The sequence below is a fragment of the Pseudomonas sp. COW5 genome (genome assembly GCF_026240005.1).
In the GTDB taxonomy this organism is placed as follows: domain Bacteria; phylum Pseudomonadota; class Gammaproteobacteria; order Pseudomonadales; family Pseudomonadaceae; genus Aquipseudomonas; species Aquipseudomonas kribbensis.
Window position 1 is genome coordinate 4,946,488 of sequence record NZ_JAPHVP010000001.1, and the last position, 13,936, is coordinate 4,960,423.

The following is a 13,936-nucleotide window of genomic DNA, read 5'->3' on the forward strand; positions in this document are numbered from 1 at the left end:
GCTCCCACATGTTGAATGCAATCGCGCAATTGCAATGCATTCTCCTGTGGGAGCGGGCTTGCTCGCGAAGGGGACATGACAAACGCCGCAACGCTTAATGCTTGACCGCCAACTCCACCAAATGGTCTTCAACCTCCTGCGGCTTGAGCACCAGCACATCACTCTCCAGCGCATCCAGCACCACTTCGGCGGTATTGCCGATCAACGCCCCTGACAACCCGGTGCGCGCCACGGTGCCGATCACCGTCACCGCCGCCTGTAGTTTGTGCGCCATGAACGGAATCAGCACATCCGCCGGGCCTTCCTCGACATGCAAATGCTCGTCATCGACATCGAATTCAGCCTGGAACGCCCGGCATTGCTCGCGATAGCGCGCCTCGATGGTTTCCTTGAGCTGGAAGGTCGGGTCGGCGGCCGAGAGCATCGGTGACGGATGGGCGGTAATCACGTGCAGATGCCCCTTGGCCAGACTCGCGATGTCATAACCGTGGTCGATGATGGTGGTGTGCAGGTGACGGTGTTCGCCATCGGCGTTGCCCACGTCGACCGCTGCCAGAATCACTCGGTCTTTCCAGGAGGCGGAGGTTTTCACCAGCAGCACCGGGGTCGGGCAGTGGCGCAGCAGTTTCCAGTCCGCCGGCGTCAGCAGGGCTTTTTTCAGCGAACTGTCGGGGAAATGCTGCTTGATCACCAGCCCGCAGCCTTCGGCCTGCTGCACGTCGATGATGGTTTCGTGCAGGCTCTCGTTCCACGCCTGTTCGGTGGTGACGCTGTAGCCGTCCGCCAACAGCGCGGCCTTGAGCACGCTGAGCATGCCGGCGTGATCGTGCTTCTTGTCGCAGACCAGCAGGTGCAGATGGGCCTGGGTCACCCCGGCGATCAGCTTGGCGCGCTTGAGCGCCAGGCTTTCCGCGTGTTCGGGTTCGATGACCACCAGAATGCTGCGAATGGCTTGCATGAGTGAGTCTCCAGCAATGAAAAGGCACGGCGTTGCACAACTATAGTTGCTGCTGATGCGCCTGCGACTTGATGCATATCAAGGGCTGGCGCTGGTGGTCTGCGGGCAGGCCGGTATAATCGGCGCCCTTCGCTCGAACACCTTTGACCGTGAGCCCCATGATCCTTCCCGAAATCCACGAATTCCTTGGCTGCCGCACGCCAGACGCCTGGGTCCAGGCCGCGCTGGCCGATCAGGAAACCCTGCTGATCGACCACAAGAACTGCGAGTTCAAGGCCGCCAGCACCGCGTTGAGCCTGATCGCCAAGTACCATTCCCATGTCGATCTGATCAATATGATGTCGCGCCTGGCCCGGGAAGAACTGGTGCACCACGAACAGGTCATGCGCATCTTGAAGCGGCGCAAGATCGAGCTGCGCCAGCTGCATGCCGGCCGTTATGCCTCGAGCCTGCGCAAAGTGGTGCGCAGCCACGAACCGGTGAAACTGGTCGACACCCTGGTGGTCGGCGCCTTCATCGAAGCCCGCAGTTGCGAACGTTTCGAAGCGCTGGTGCCGCATCTGGACGAAGAACTCGGCAAGTTCTATTTCGGCCTGCTGAAAAGCGAGGCCCGGCATTTCCAGGGTTACCTGAAACTGGCCTACCAGTACGGTGACGCCAAGGACATCGCTCAAGTGATCGAGAAAGTCCGCGCCGCCGAGCAGGACCTGATCGAATCCCCGGACGAGGAATTCCGTTTCCACAGCGGCGTACCCGTCGCGGCATGAAATGTTAAAAACTCTTAAGAGCATGAAACATCAACGAAAACCGGCCCAAGTGGCCGGTTTTTGCTGCCCGCGATAATCGTCTTGCCTGCGAATGCCGCCATAATGTCGCCCACTTCACTGAGGGTTGGCGACGGTCGTTATGGATAACCTGGGTTTTGGCAAAGTCCTGCTGGTGGAAGACGATGAGCGGCTGGCCGCGCTGATCGCCCACTTTCTCGAACAACACGGCTACGAGGTGCGCACGGTGCATCGCGGCGATCTTGCCGTGGCCGCGTTTCTTGAATTCAAGCCCAAAGTCGTGGTGCTCGACCTGATGCTGCCGGGGCAGAGCGGCCTGCACGTGTGCCGGGAAATCCGCAGCGTGTCGGACACGCCGATTGTCATCCTGACGGCCAAGGAAGACGATCTCGACCACATTCTGGGCCTGGAGTCCGGGGCCGACGATTACGTGATCAAGCCGATCAAGCCGCCAGTGCTGCTCGCGCGTCTGCGCGCACTGCAACGCCGGCAAGTGCCGGACAGCGGCGTGGTCAGCTCCCTGGAGTTCGGTCAGTTGCTTATCGACCGCAGCTGCCGCGAAGTGCGTCTGGCCGGCGAGCTGATCGAGCTGACCACCATGGAGTTCGAACTGCTGTGGTTGCTGGCCAGTGCTGCCGGCAACATCCTGTCGCGCGATGACATTCTCAACCGCATGCGCGGCATCGCCTTCGACGGTCTCAACCGTAGCGTCGACGTGTACATCAGCAAGTTGCGCAACAAACTCAAGGACAACCCCCGCGAACCGGTGTGCATCAAGACCGTGTGGGGCAAGGGCTATCTGTTCAATCCGTTTGCGTGGGAGTTGTAGATGCTGCGGTTATTTCTCGGGCTGTTTCTGGTAATGACCGTCGGGCTGGTGGCGGCGCTGCAAACCGTCGAACACACCTTCAACGCGCTGCTCGACAACCAGATGCAGGCCTACAACCGCGAGGCGGTGCGTGGCCAGGCATGGTCGCTGATCGAACACATGCGCGACCAGAAAGGCGCGGCGCGGGAGGCGCAACTGGACGCGCTGCGCCCGCACTACGGGCTGACGCTGAGTCTGGTCGAGGCCGATCAACTGAAGCTCAGCGATGAGGAAAAAGCCGAACTGGCCCAGGGCCTGCTGGTGATCCGCCACGACTACACCCAGTTCATCAGTAACATCGACGGCGGCTCGCAACTGCTCAGCATCAAGCTGCCGCCGGAGCCGAGCCTGATGCCGTTCTACATCTCGGCGGCTTACATGATGCTGGCCGTGCTGCTCGGTATCGTCCTGTACTTCTGGGTGCGCCCGCACTGGCGTGATCTGGAAAAACTGCGACTGGCCGCCGAGCGTTTCGGTGACAACGACCTCTCCGCGCGGATCCAGCTTTCAAAACGCTCGAACATCCGGGACCTGGCCGAACACTTCAACCTGATGGCGGCGCGCATCGAAGGCCTGATCGCCAATCAGCGTGAACTGACCAACGCCGTGTCCCACGAACTGCGCACGCCGATTGCCCGGTTGTCGTTCGAACTCGACCAGCTCAAGCAACAACCGGACGCCAGCCAGAACCGCGAACTGATCGCCGACATGTACGCCGACCTTGGCGAACTGGAAGAAATGGTCTCCGAGCTGCTGACCTACGCCAGCCTCGAACGCGGTGCGACGGTGATCACTCGCGAGAACATTCAGGCCGCCAACTGGCTCGACAGTGTGGTCGGGAGCGTGGCGCTGGAGGCCGAAGCTGCCGGGGTGCAACTGCTGATCGGCGAATGCCGGGTCGAAGAGGTGCGGATCGAGCCGCGCTTCATGGCACGGGCGGTGATCAATCTGCTGCGTAATGCCATTCGTTATGCCGAACAACGGGTCGAGGTGTCGCTGGTGCGTATCGGCGATCAATACGAAGTGCAGGTCAACGACGACGGGCCGGGCGTGCCGCTGGCCGGTCGGGAGAAGATTTTCGAACCGTTCTCGCGCCTGGACGCCAGCCGCGACCGCCGCACCGGTGGTTTCGGTCTCGGGCTGGCGCTGGTGCGGCGGGTGTCGCAATCCCATGGCGGCCGGGTCGAGGTTGGCGATTCACCGTGGGGCGGGGCGTCGTTCCGCATGACCTGGGCGCATCTGGATTGATGGTTTCCTCCCCCGAAGGGTGAGGTGTCGGTTCAACTCAGCACGTAGTCCACCGGTTTCAGCGCCGGAGGCAAAGGCTCGACACCGAGTTCCGCCAGAATATCCCGCTCGATACCCCGCACCAGCGCATCGGTCGACAGGTCATTTTCATCACGCCCAAACGGATCTTCCAGTTCATCGGCAATCGCATCCAGGCCAAAGAAGGTGTAACTGACAATCGCCGTGAACAGCGGCGTCAGCCAACCCAGCGGTTCGGCCATGGCGAACGGCAGCAGGATGCAGAACAGGTAGATCGTGCGGTGCAGCAGCAGGGTGTAAGGGAAGGGCAGCGGCGTGTTCTTGATCCGCTCGCACACCGCTTGTGCCTGGGTCAGGCTGGTCAGGTGATTGGCCAGCAGCATGTAGCGCCATTCGCTGAGATCCCCCGCCTCGTGGAGATCGGAGCATTGCTGGCCGACGGTTTGCAAAATGCGCCCGCTGTAGTCCGGCACCTGTGCGTCGTGTTGCGGGGTGATCCACTCGGCGCTGGCGGTGGCTTCGTTTTCCCGGCGCAATCGCGCATTCAGCGCATGGGCAAAACCGCAGAGATTGAGCAGCAATAACCGACGTTGCGCCGATTCGCGGATGACATGGGTTTCGCGAATCACCGATCGCACATGCACGATCACTTCACCCCAGGCCTTGCGCGCCTCGTACCAGCGGTCGTAGCAGGCGTTGTTGCGAAAATTCATGAAGATCGACAGCGACAGACCAAGCAAGGTAAACGGCGTGGCGTTGACCTTGGTGAAGTTGCTCGGATGGAGGATTTCCACCAGCACGATGGCCGACGCCAGCAACGTGACCATCAGGGTGCGCAGGGCGATGCGCTTGGCAATCGAGCCCTTGAGGGTGAACAGGATGGCGAACTGGTTGACCTTGGGTCGGATGATCATGCTGTTTTTGCCTTGAAAACGTGGCGGTTCAGCCGCCGGTCATGTTCATGAAACGCACCACTTGCACGTCGTCGTTCACTTCAAAATTGTGTCGGTAAGGCTTGAGCTTCATCGCCTCGATGATCGCTTTCTCCAGCCGTTGCGGTTGACCCGGATGGGCCCGCAGCACCGCTTTCAAGTCCACCGAATGCTCGTTCCCCAGACACAGTAGCAAACGCCCCTCGACCGTCAGTCGCACCCGGTTGCAGGTGCCGCAAAAGTTGTGGCTGTGGGGCGAAATGAACCCCAGCCGAATGTGCGGCGCTTCGGCCAGCCGCCAGTAGCGCGACGGGCCCTGGGTCGACTCGGCGGAATCGATCAGGGTGTAACGCTCGGCGATCTTTTCGCGCACCTGGGTGCTGGAGAAGAACGACTCGGCGCGGCTGTGTTCGCTGATGATGCCCAGCGGCATTTCCTCGATGAAGGAAATGTCCAGATCCCGCTCGATGGCGAACTGCACCAGATCATTGATCTCGTGATCGTTGCGGCCCTGCATCACCACGCAGTTGAGTTTAGTGCGGGTAAATCCGGCCTCGCGGGCGGCATCGATGCCGTTGATCACTTGTGCCAGGTCGCCGGTGCGGGTCATCTGCCTGAAGCGTTCGGCATCGAGGCTGTCGAGACTGACGTTGAGGCGCTTGACCCCGGCGTCGAACAGCGGGCCGGCGAGTTTGCCGAGCTGCGAGCCGTTGGTGGTCAGGCACAGCTCACGCAGGCCGGGCAGGGCGGCGATCTGTTTGCACAAGCCGACGACGCCGGGACGAATCAGCGGTTCACCGCCAGTCAGGCGGATCTTGCGGGTGCCCAGCGCCACAAAGCTCTGCGCCAGTTGATTGATCTCCTCCAGCGTCAGCACCCGTTGGCGCGGCAGGAACTGCATGTCTTCAGCCATGCAATAGACGCAGCGGAAGTCGCAACGGTCGGTGACCGACATGCGCAGGTAGTCGACGCGGCGGTTGTATCCATCGATCAGGATGCGCTCTGACATGACAGCCTCGCTTGGGTGAAATCCGCTATTGAAGGGATTGGGTCGGCGCAGGTTATGAGCAACTTCGAACAGCGTCCAATCACTATTAATGACCGGCCGATTGATGCTGTCGATGATGAAATAATTATTCCGGATTTATCGCTTCTTAGTTTTGCAAGTGCCCGTATTTAAAGGGTTTACGTCCGTGATAGATGCTTTCGATAACGCAGTCATTAATAGCGATTAGACAAGTTTTTGCAGCGGTTCATATCCTTGGCCCGTCAAACGAAACGACCGCTTTTGAACTTGAAAGTCAGTCGTCGCTGTTTAAACCCGATCAGGTTTTTTGCCTGTGTGCATCGTCATGGAGAAGTCCCATGTCACAAGTCGACCGTTACAAACCCTACAAGGGCGCCGCTGCGGGTTGGGGCGCTGTGATCAGCCTCACGAAGAACTGGCTGGGCAGTGAAAACGCCCTGAAAAACATCCGCGCCATGCTCAAGACCAACCAGAACGGCGGCTTCGACTGCCCCGGTTGCGCCTGGGGTGAGGCACCCGGCGCGAGCATGCTGAAGTTCTGCGAGAACGGCGCCAAAGCGGTGAACTGGGAAGCCACCGGCCGCCTGGTCGATCCGGCATTCTTCAACAAGTACACGGTGTCGACGCTGGCCGAGCAAAGCGATTACTGGCTTGAATATCAGGGCCGGATCACCCATCCGATGCGCTACGACGCGCGGGTCGACCGCTATGTCGAAACCACCTGGGACGAAGCCTTCGCGCTGATCGCCAAGCACCTCAAAGGCCTGAAATCACCCCACGAGGCCGAGTTCTACACCTCGGGTCGTGCCAGCAACGAAGCGGCATTTCTCTATCAGTTGTTCGTCCGCGCCTACGGCACCAACAACTTCCCGGACTGCTCGAACATGTGTCACGAAGCCAGCGCGGTGAGCATGGGCGAGAGCCTGGGTGTCGGCAAAGGCACGGTGGTCTATGAAGACCTGCACCACGCCGACGCGATTTTCGTCATCGGTCAGAACCCCGGCACCAACCACCCGCGCATGCTCGAACCGCTGCGCGAAGCGGTAAAACGCGGCGCGCAGGTGGTGTGCATCAACCCGCTCAAGGAGCGTGGGCTGGAGCGTTTCCAGAACCCGCAGAACCCGATCGAGATGCTCAGCAACGGCTGGGAAGCGACCAACACCGCGTACTTTCGCCCGGCACTGGGCGGTGACATGGCGATGATTCGCGGCATGGCCAAGTTCCTGCTGGAGTGGGAGCGTGAAGCCCAGGCTACCGGTGGTGAGCCGGTGTTCGATCACGCGTTCATCGCCGAGCACACCTCGGGTCTCGACAGCTATCTGGCCGAAGTCGATGCCACGAGCTGGGAGCACATCGTCGAGCAGTCCGGCGTGCCGCTGCGTGACATCGAACTGGCCGCGCGCATGTATGCCCGCGCCAAGAGCGTGATCATGTGCTGGGCGATGGGCCTGACCCAACACGTGCACTCGGTGCCGACCCTGCAGGAAGTCATCAACCTGCAACTGCTGCGCGGCAACGTTGGCCGTCCGGGTGCCGGGCTGTCACCGGTGCGTGGTCACAGCAACGTGCAGGGCGACCGCACGATGGGCATCAACGAACTGGCGCCGAAAGCGCTGATGGACGCCCTGGAAAAACGCTTCAACTTCAAGGTTCCTCGCATACATGGCCATAACACGGTCATGGCGATTGGTGCCATGGAGCGGGGCGAAGCCAGGGTGTTTATCGGTCTGGGCGGCAACTTCGCCCAAGCCACGCCGGACACCCCGCGCACCCACGCGGCGATGCGCAAACTCGACCTGAGCGTGCACATCTCGACCAAACTCAACCGCAGCCATCTGGTGACCGGGCGTGACGCGCTGATCCTGCCGTGCCTCGGTCGTACCGACATCGACGTGCAGGCCGAAGGCCCGCAAGGCGTGACCGTGGAAGACACCTTCAGCATGGTGCACTTGTCGTTCGGCCAGTTGAAACCGAAGTCGGCGCACCTGAAATCCGAGCCGGCGATCATTGCCGGGATCGCCGCCGCCACGTTGGGCAAGCACCCGATCGACTGGGAATGGGCGGTGGGCGACTACGGGCGCATCCGCAACCTGATCGCCGACGTGATTCCGGGCTTCGACAATTTCAACGAGAAGCTGCTGATCCCCGGTGGTTTCCACCTCGGCAACGACGCCTCCGACCGTGTCTGGAAAACCGAATCCGGCAAGGCTCAGTTCACCCCGTGCGTGCTGCCCGAACATCTGATCAGCGAATGTGTGCGCAACCTGCCGGTCAAGCCGCATCTGATCTTGCAAACCATGCGTTCCCACGATCAGTACAACACCACGCTGTACGGCCTCGACGACCGTTATCGCGGGGTCTACGGCATGCGCGACGTAGTGTTCGCCAACGAACAGGACATCCGCCGGCTCGGTTTCGAACCGGGGCAGAAGGTTGATCTGGTAGCGCTGTGGGGCGACGAGCGCGAACGTCGGGTCAGCGGTTTCACCCTGATCGCCTACGACATTCCGGCCGGGCAGGCTGCCGCGTACTACCCGGAGACCAATCCGCTGGTGCCGCTGGAAAGCTACGGTGATCGCACCTACACGCCGACCTCCAAGTTCGTGGCGATCCGCCTCGAAGCGGCCGAGGCGAGCAACCTGATCCCGTCATCGGTGGCGTAACCGACTCACGCGATCCAACCCTTTTGCAATCTGACTGGCTGCAGGCGTTCGCGCCTGGCGGTGGCCCGACCGTGTGCTGCCGCTTTTCAGCCTGGATGAGGACATCATCATGTTCAACCTGGAGGCACTGGACCTGGCGCGAATTCAATTCGCGTTCACGGTTTCGTTCCACATCATTTTCCCGGCGATCACCATTGGTCTTGCGAGTTTCCTGGCGGTGCTCGAAGGCCTGTGGCTGAAAACCCGTAACGACACGTACCGCGATCTCTACCACTTCTGGTCGAAGATCTTCGCCGTCAACTTCGGCATGGGCGTGGTGTCGGGTCTGGTCATGGCGTACCAGTTCGGCACCAACTGGAGCGGATTTTCCGACTTCGCCGGCAGCATCACCGGGCCGTTGCTGACCTATGAAGTGCTGACCGCGTTCTTCCTTGAGGCGGGGTTCCTCGGGGTGATGCTGTTTGGCTGGAACCGTGTGGGGCGTGGCTTGCACTTCTTCGCCACGGTGATGGTCGCTATCGGCACGCTGATTTCGACCTTCTGGATTCTGGCGTCGAACAGCTGGATGCAGACCCCGCAGGGCTTCGAAATCGTCGACGGCCGGGTGATGCCACTGGACTGGCTGGCCATCGTGTTCAACCCGTCGTTCCCGTTCCGTCTGGCGCATATGGCGATTGCTGCATTTGTTGCCACAGCGTTCTTCGTTGGCGCTTCGGCAGCCTGGCATTTACTGCGCGGCAACGACACCCAACCGGTGCGCAAGATGTTTTCCATGGCGCTGTGGATGGCGCTGATCGTCGCGCCGATTCAAGCAGTGGTCGGTGACGCCCATGGCTTGAACACCCTGGAACACCAACCGGCGAAAATCGCCGCCATCGAAGGCCACTGGGAAAACGCCGACAACGGGCCGACCCCGCTGGTGCTGTTCGGCCTCCCGGACATGCAGGCGGAGAAGACCAAGTATGCGATCGAGATTCCGTACCTCGGCAGCCTGATCCTCACCCACAGCCTCGACAAGCAGATCCCCGCGCTCAAAAGCTTCCCGAAAGAAGACCGGCCGAACTCGACCGTGATCTTCTGGAGCTTCCGCGTGATGGCCGGGCTCGGCATGTTGATGATTCTGGTCGGTGTGCTGGGGCTGGTGTTGCGGCGCAACGGCAAGGTCTACCGGCATCGCGGCTTCCAGCGGCTGGTGCTGTTGATGGGGCCGAGTGGTCTGATCGCGCTGCTGGCGGGTTGGATCACCACCGAAGTCGGGCGTCAGCCGTGGGTGGTGTACGGCCTGATGCGCACCCATGACGCCGCGTCCCATCACTCGGTGGCGCAGATGAGCACGTCGCTGGCGCTGTTCGTCGTCATTTACTGCTCGGTGTTCACCGTGGGCATCGGCTACATGATGAAACTGGTGAGCAAGGGCCCGCAGCCGCACCACGAACACCCGCCCGAAGGCACCCCGTTGCAGACCCCGCGCCGGCCACTTTCGGCGGTCACCGACAACCTCGAATCCGCGACCCGGATCCACTGATAAAGGAGCGTTGAGTCATGGGTATTCAAGGTATCGATCTCTCGTTGATCTGGGGTGTGATCATTGTCTTCGGGGTGATGATGTACGTGATCATGGACGGCTTCGATCTGGGTCTCGGGATTCTGTTTCCGATGATCAGCGACGAGCAGGAACGCGACGTGATGATGAACACCGTCGCGCCGGTCTGGGACGGCAACGAAACCTGGCTGGTGCTCGGCGGCGCGGCGTTGTACGGCGCGTTTCCGCTGGCTTACGGGGTGATTCTCGAGGCGCTGTATCTGCCGCTGATCTTCATGCTCGCAGGGCTGATTTTTCGTGGCGTAGCGTTCGAGTTTCGCTTCAAGGCGCCGGCGGAAAAACGTCATCTGTGGGACTGGGCGTTCATTGGCGGCTCGTTGCTGGCGACGTTCTCCCAGGGCGTGGTGATCGGCGCGTATGTGGCCGGGATTCCGGTGGTGGATCGGCAGTTTGCCGGTGGCGGTCTCGACTGGCTGGCGCCGTTCCCGCTGGTGTGCGGCGTCGGTCTGGTAGTTGCTTATGCCTTGCTGGGCAGCACCTGGCTGCTGGTGAAAACCGAAGGCATGCTCGAGTCGCGGATGCGTCACTACAGCCGTCCGCTGGCGTGGCTGCTGCTGGCGATGGTGGTGGTGATCGGCGCGTGGACGCTGCAACTGCATCCGGAACTGGCCACTCGCTGGTTCAACCATGCGCACCTGACCGTGTTCGCCGGGCTGGTGGTGCTGGCGGCACTGGCGCTGTTCGGGTTGTTGCGCTCGTTGCGTCAGCGGCACACCCACTGGCCGTTCGTGTTCACCCTGGTGCTGATGTTCCTCGGTTACATCGGACTGGCGCTGAGCATCTGGCCGAACATCATTCCGCCGTCGGTCAGCCTGTGGGCGGCGGCATCACCGGCCACCAGTCAGTTGTTCGCCCTGATCGGCGCGCTGTTCATCCTGCCGGTGATCCTGATGTACACCTTCTGGAACTACTACGTGTTCCGCGGCAAAGTGAGGATCGGCGATGGCTACCATTGAAATGCGTGAAGTGAAGAGCCGCTGGTACAAACGTCTGGGCTGGCTGTTGCTGATCTGGTCCGGCAGCGTGGTGTCGCTGGCGGTGGTGGCGAGTCTGCTGAAACTGGCGATGTATGCGGCGGGGATGAGGACCCACTGATCATAAAAAAACCGGAGCCTGGCTCCGGTTTTTTATTGCCTGCATATTGCATCCACTGCACAACCCCTGTGGGAGCCAGCCTGCTGGCGATAGCGATCTTTCAGTCTATGAAGATGTGATGACCTCATCGCGAGCAGGCTCGCTCCCACAGGGGCAGCGGTGGATTCAAGTCATCATTCGCCACCAAACAGCGCCGTCCAGTAAATGCCGGCGCTGCTCTTCGGATCGACTGCGTAGGCAGCACCCAGTTCGCGGTACTGCGGGTTCATCAGGTTGGCACAATGGCCGGGGCTGGCGAGCCACCCGGCGACGACTTTCTGCACGGTATCTTGCCCGGCGGCGATGTTCTCGCCGACCTGCTGGCCGCTGTAACCGGCCAGTTCGGCGCGGTCCCCGGGGGTGCCGCCGTTGCGGTCCTTGTGGTCGAAATAGTTGTTGTTGGCCATCTCGCGGCTGTGATCCTGAGCGACACCGCCGAGCACTGCGTTCCACGCCAGTGGCGCCGCCGCGGAGAACGACTGGCCGCCGCACTGGCGCGGCTGGCTGCGGGCGGCGTTGAGTTGCGTCAGCAACTTCTGGCCCTCGGCTTGTCCGTCGCCCAGGCGTGCCGACAGCAGCGGTCGCGCCAGGGTGATGCGCCAGTCACGGTCGGCGCGGCTGACGCCGATATCGACGAACTGCGGATCCAGCACCACCTGACAGAAGCTCTCCTGAATCGCCTTCATTGCCGCCGCCGCATCCCGAGGGCCGTTGAGGGTGATCGCCTGCACATTGACCATCGGGTAACTGGCGCTGGCCATGGCCTGTTGCAGATCGACCATGCCACTGGCCGGCAGATGCAGGCGCGGGTCGGCCGACAGCGGCGGCAATTCACTGGATGCCTGAGTACCGCAGCGCTGCGGCTGGCTGCGGTAGCTGTTGATCGACTCGATCAATTGCGACTCATCACTGGCCATGGCCGAAGTGGCCAGCGCCAGGCCCGTGGACAACGCGGCGAATCGCAGAACGGATGGCATGAAGCGCATGGAATTCTCCCTTGGGCTGAGTGCGCCCATGATGCGCGAAACGCCCCGGGGTCGTGCAATGTCTTTTTTCTTCATGGTGTGGTTTTCAGCACGGAACGTTGCGCCGGATTCTGCCGTCTACACTCTGCGAAGTCCCCGGAAACCGGGCGTCTCAGCCACGTAACACTTTGCCCGCGACGGGCGCTGCCGGAAGAATCGATCATGAAATTGCACGGGCTGATCTGTTGTCTTGTGTTGACCCTGCTGAGCGGCGCGGTGCTGGCTACCGATCAGGCACCGATCAAGGAAAAGGCCGAAGCGAAAGCCGAGGTACTGGAAGAAAAGGCTGCCGACAAACCCAACGCGCCTCCGGCACCGAAGTCCGAAGCCATCACCCCGAAAGAGGTTCAAGCCGTCGACCCGGCCGGCACCGCGCCGCTGGACGACCCGATCACCTGTCTGGCGCGCAGCATCTATTGGGAAGCCAAGGGCAAGGACACGGCGGAAATGGAAGCCGTGGCCAACGTGGTGATGAATCGTCTCGGCCACGACGGCTTCCCCGGCACCGTGTGCGAAGTGGTCAAGCAGGGCTCGGAAACCAAGAGTTGCCAGTTTTCCTGGTGGTGCGACGGCAAGTCGGATCAGGTCAAGGAAGACGCCGAATATGCGCTGGCCAAGGATATTGCCGGCAAGGCCCTGAACCGTCAGCTCCCCGATCGCACCCACGGCGCTTTGTACTTCCACGACCACAACGTCGACCCGAGCTGGGCGAAGAAATACACCAAGACCGCCGAGACCGGGAAATTTCTGTTCTACAAACCCAAGGACGGTGAGGCGCGTTAGGCGCAGACCTCTCGCACGCAGTTGCGCAACCAGCGATGCGCCGGGTCGGCGTCCATGCGCGGGTGCCAAAGCATCGAAACGCTGATGTCCGGCATGCGCAATGGCAGGGCGAAGCTGAACAGTCCCGTTCGCAATTTGCTGGTGTGACGTTCCGGGACGGTGGCGATCAGGTCGGATTCGCGAACCAGCGTCAGCGCCGCCGAGAAGCCGCCGAACGAAGTGACGATGTCCCGCGTCAGGCCGAAGGCGAGCAGCGCTTCGTCCACCGGGCCGCTGCTGCGTCCGCGCCGTGACACCAGAATGTGCTGGCCCGAAGCGAAGCGTTTGGCGCTGACCTTGCCGCTGCTCAGCGGATGCCCCTCACGCACCACACCGATCCACTGATCGCGGAACAGGATGCGGCTGTGCAGCGTCGGGTCGGTGCTGTCATCGACCACGCCGGTTTCCAGATCCACCCGGCCTTCGCGCAGCAGGGTGCTGTCCTTGTCGGCCTTTTGCACAAAACGCAGGCGCACGTCGGGCGCTTCTTCGGCGATGCGGGCAAGCAGGGCGGCGGCGAAGGTTTCGACAAAACCGTCGGTGTTGCGCAGGGTGAAAGTGCGCCGCAACTGGCCGGGATCGAGCACTTCTGCCGGGCGCAAAACCGCTTCGGCTTCCTGCACCAGATAGCTGACCCGGTCGCGCAACTCCAGCGCGCGCGGGGTCGGCACCAGTCCACGACCGGCGCGCACCAGCAGCGGATCCCCGGTGGTTTCCCGCAACCGGGCCAGCGCCCGGCTCATGGCGGACGGACTCAGACCCAGGCGCGTGGCGGCCCGGGCCACGCTGCCTTCGCTCAGCAGCACGTCGAGGGTGATCAACAGGTTCAGATCCGGTGTATTCATGACATGGC

13 protein-coding genes are annotated in these 13,936 nt (G+C 61.7%); 8 read left to right on the plus strand and 5 right to left on the minus strand.

All coding sequences use genetic code 11. The annotated features are described in order from the left end of the window. Nucleotides 1–94: 94 nt before the first annotated feature. Entirely contained in the window at nucleotides 95–958 is an 864-nt protein-coding gene (locus tag OQ248_RS22655) for a universal stress protein (protein WP_085711476.1), read from the minus strand. Between the two features lie 158 nt (nucleotides 959–1,116). Between OQ248_RS22655 and miaE the strand changes: the two genes are divergently transcribed. The 3 genes from miaE (at nucleotide 1,117) to OQ248_RS22670 (ending at nucleotide 3,859) form a co-directional block, all read left to right on the plus strand. Then, complete coding sequence (gene miaE / locus OQ248_RS22660; protein WP_265814073.1) at nucleotides 1,117–1,725, plus strand: tRNA isopentenyl-2-thiomethyl-A-37 hydroxylase MiaE; 609 nt, start codon at nucleotides 1,117–1,119, stop codon at nucleotides 1,723–1,725. A gap of 139 nt (nucleotides 1,726–1,864) precedes the next feature. Next, the gene (locus OQ248_RS22665) at nucleotides 1,865–2,572 is read left to right on the plus strand and encodes a response regulator (protein ID WP_265814074.1); all 708 of its coding nucleotides are present in this window, start codon (nucleotides 1,865–1,867) and stop codon (nucleotides 2,570–2,572) included. After that, complete coding sequence (locus OQ248_RS22670) at nucleotides 2,573–3,859, plus strand: ATP-binding protein (protein ID WP_119427311.1); 1,287 nt, start codon at nucleotides 2,573–2,575, stop codon at nucleotides 3,857–3,859. Nucleotides 3,860–3,891: 32 nt separating this feature from the next. On the opposite strand, the gene OQ248_RS22675 is transcribed toward OQ248_RS22670, so the two are convergent. Next, nucleotides 3,892–4,791 (minus strand): bestrophin family protein, encoded by a 900-nt coding sequence (locus tag OQ248_RS22675; RefSeq protein ID WP_265814075.1) that lies wholly within the window; start codon nucleotides 4,789–4,791, stop codon nucleotides 3,892–3,894. A gap of 28 nt (nucleotides 4,792–4,819) precedes the next feature. After that, on the minus strand, nucleotides 4,820–5,818 hold the full coding sequence (moaA, locus tag OQ248_RS22680; protein WP_265814076.1) for a GTP 3',8-cyclase MoaA: 999 nt from the start codon (nucleotides 5,816–5,818) through the stop codon (nucleotides 4,820–4,822). A 356-nt stretch (nucleotides 5,819–6,174) separates the two neighbouring features. On the opposite strand from moaA, the gene OQ248_RS22685 reads away from it, so the two are divergent. The 4 genes from OQ248_RS22685 to OQ248_RS22700 all read left to right on the plus strand — a co-directional run bounded on the left by OQ248_RS22685 (nucleotide 6,175) and on the right by OQ248_RS22700 (nucleotide 11,197). Beyond that, nucleotides 6,175–8,499, plus strand: coding sequence for an FdhF/YdeP family oxidoreductase (locus OQ248_RS22685; protein ID WP_265814077.1), 2,325 nt, complete (start codon nucleotides 6,175–6,177; stop codon nucleotides 8,497–8,499). Between the two features lie 109 nt (nucleotides 8,500–8,608). After that, nucleotides 8,609–10,024, plus strand: a complete 1,416-nt coding sequence (locus OQ248_RS22690) for a cytochrome ubiquinol oxidase subunit I (protein WP_265814078.1) — start codon at nucleotides 8,609–8,611, stop codon at nucleotides 10,022–10,024. A gap of 17 nt (nucleotides 10,025–10,041) precedes the next feature. Then, nucleotides 10,042–11,058 carry a cytochrome d ubiquinol oxidase subunit II gene (gene cydB, locus OQ248_RS22695; protein WP_265814079.1) on the plus strand — a complete coding sequence of 339 codons (1,017 nt, stop codon included), beginning with the start codon at nucleotides 10,042–10,044 and terminating at the stop codon, nucleotides 11,056–11,058. Continuing rightward, nucleotides 11,045–11,197: a DUF2474 domain-containing protein gene (locus OQ248_RS22700; RefSeq protein WP_074688757.1), complete on the plus strand. Its 153-nt coding sequence runs from the start codon at nucleotides 11,045–11,047 to the stop codon at nucleotides 11,195–11,197. The genes cydB and OQ248_RS22700 overlap by 14 nt, the downstream gene beginning before the upstream one ends. A 173-nt stretch (nucleotides 11,198–11,370) precedes the next feature. On the opposite strand, the gene OQ248_RS22705 is transcribed toward OQ248_RS22700, so the two are convergent. After that, nucleotides 11,371–12,222: a CAP domain-containing protein gene (locus tag OQ248_RS22705; protein WP_265814080.1), complete on the minus strand. Its 852-nt coding sequence runs from the start codon at nucleotides 12,220–12,222 to the stop codon at nucleotides 11,371–11,373. A gap of 201 nt (nucleotides 12,223–12,423) precedes the next feature. Here OQ248_RS22705 and OQ248_RS22710 point away from each other — a divergent pair, with 201 nt between their 5' ends. After that, nucleotides 12,424–13,044, plus strand: a complete 621-nt coding sequence (locus tag OQ248_RS22710; RefSeq protein WP_265814081.1) for a cell wall hydrolase — start codon at nucleotides 12,424–12,426, stop codon at nucleotides 13,042–13,044. Here the strand turns inward: OQ248_RS22710 and OQ248_RS22715 are convergent. After that, entirely contained in the window at nucleotides 13,041–13,928 is an 888-nt protein-coding gene (locus OQ248_RS22715) for a LysR family transcriptional regulator (RefSeq protein WP_265814082.1), read from the minus strand. The genes OQ248_RS22710 and OQ248_RS22715 overlap by 4 nt on opposite strands. Nucleotides 13,929–13,936: the final 8 nt, after the last annotated feature.

What these genes read in the sequence shown, in the direction of transcription:
- OQ248_RS22675 (WP_265814075.1), bottom strand. Translation starts at nt 4,791, where the DNA reads ATGATCATCCGACCCAAGGTCAACCAGTTCGCCATCCTGTTCACCCTC.
- OQ248_RS22685 (WP_265814077.1), top strand. Translation starts at nt 6,175, where the DNA reads ATGTCACAAGTCGACCGTTACAAACCCTACAAGGGCGCCGCTGCGGGT.
- cydB (WP_265814079.1), top strand. Translation starts at nt 10,042, where the DNA reads ATGGGTATTCAAGGTATCGATCTCTCGTTGATCTGGGGTGTGATCATT.
- OQ248_RS22700 (WP_074688757.1), top strand. Translation starts at nt 11,045, where the DNA reads ATGGCTACCATTGAAATGCGTGAAGTGAAGAGCCGCTGGTACAAACGT.
- OQ248_RS22690 (WP_265814078.1), top strand. Translation starts at nt 8,609, where the DNA reads ATGTTCAACCTGGAGGCACTGGACCTGGCGCGAATTCAATTCGCGTTC.
- moaA (WP_265814076.1), bottom strand. Translation starts at nt 5,818, where the DNA reads ATGTCAGAGCGCATCCTGATCGATGGATACAACCGCCGCGTCGACTAC.
- OQ248_RS22655 (WP_085711476.1), bottom strand. Translation starts at nt 958, where the DNA reads ATGCAAGCCATTCGCAGCATTCTGGTGGTCATCGAACCCGAACACGCG.
- OQ248_RS22705 (WP_265814080.1), bottom strand. Translation starts at nt 12,222, where the DNA reads ATGCGCTTCATGCCATCCGTTCTGCGATTCGCCGCGTTGTCCACGGGC.
- OQ248_RS22670 (WP_119427311.1), top strand. Translation starts at nt 2,573, where the DNA reads ATGCTGCGGTTATTTCTCGGGCTGTTTCTGGTAATGACCGTCGGGCTG.
- OQ248_RS22710 (WP_265814081.1), top strand. Translation starts at nt 12,424, where the DNA reads ATGAAATTGCACGGGCTGATCTGTTGTCTTGTGTTGACCCTGCTGAGC.
- OQ248_RS22665 (WP_265814074.1), top strand. Translation starts at nt 1,865, where the DNA reads ATGGATAACCTGGGTTTTGGCAAAGTCCTGCTGGTGGAAGACGATGAG.
- miaE (WP_265814073.1), top strand. Translation starts at nt 1,117, where the DNA reads ATGATCCTTCCCGAAATCCACGAATTCCTTGGCTGCCGCACGCCAGAC.
- OQ248_RS22715 (WP_265814082.1), bottom strand. Translation starts at nt 13,928, where the DNA reads ATGAATACACCGGATCTGAACCTGTTGATCACCCTCGACGTGCTGCTG.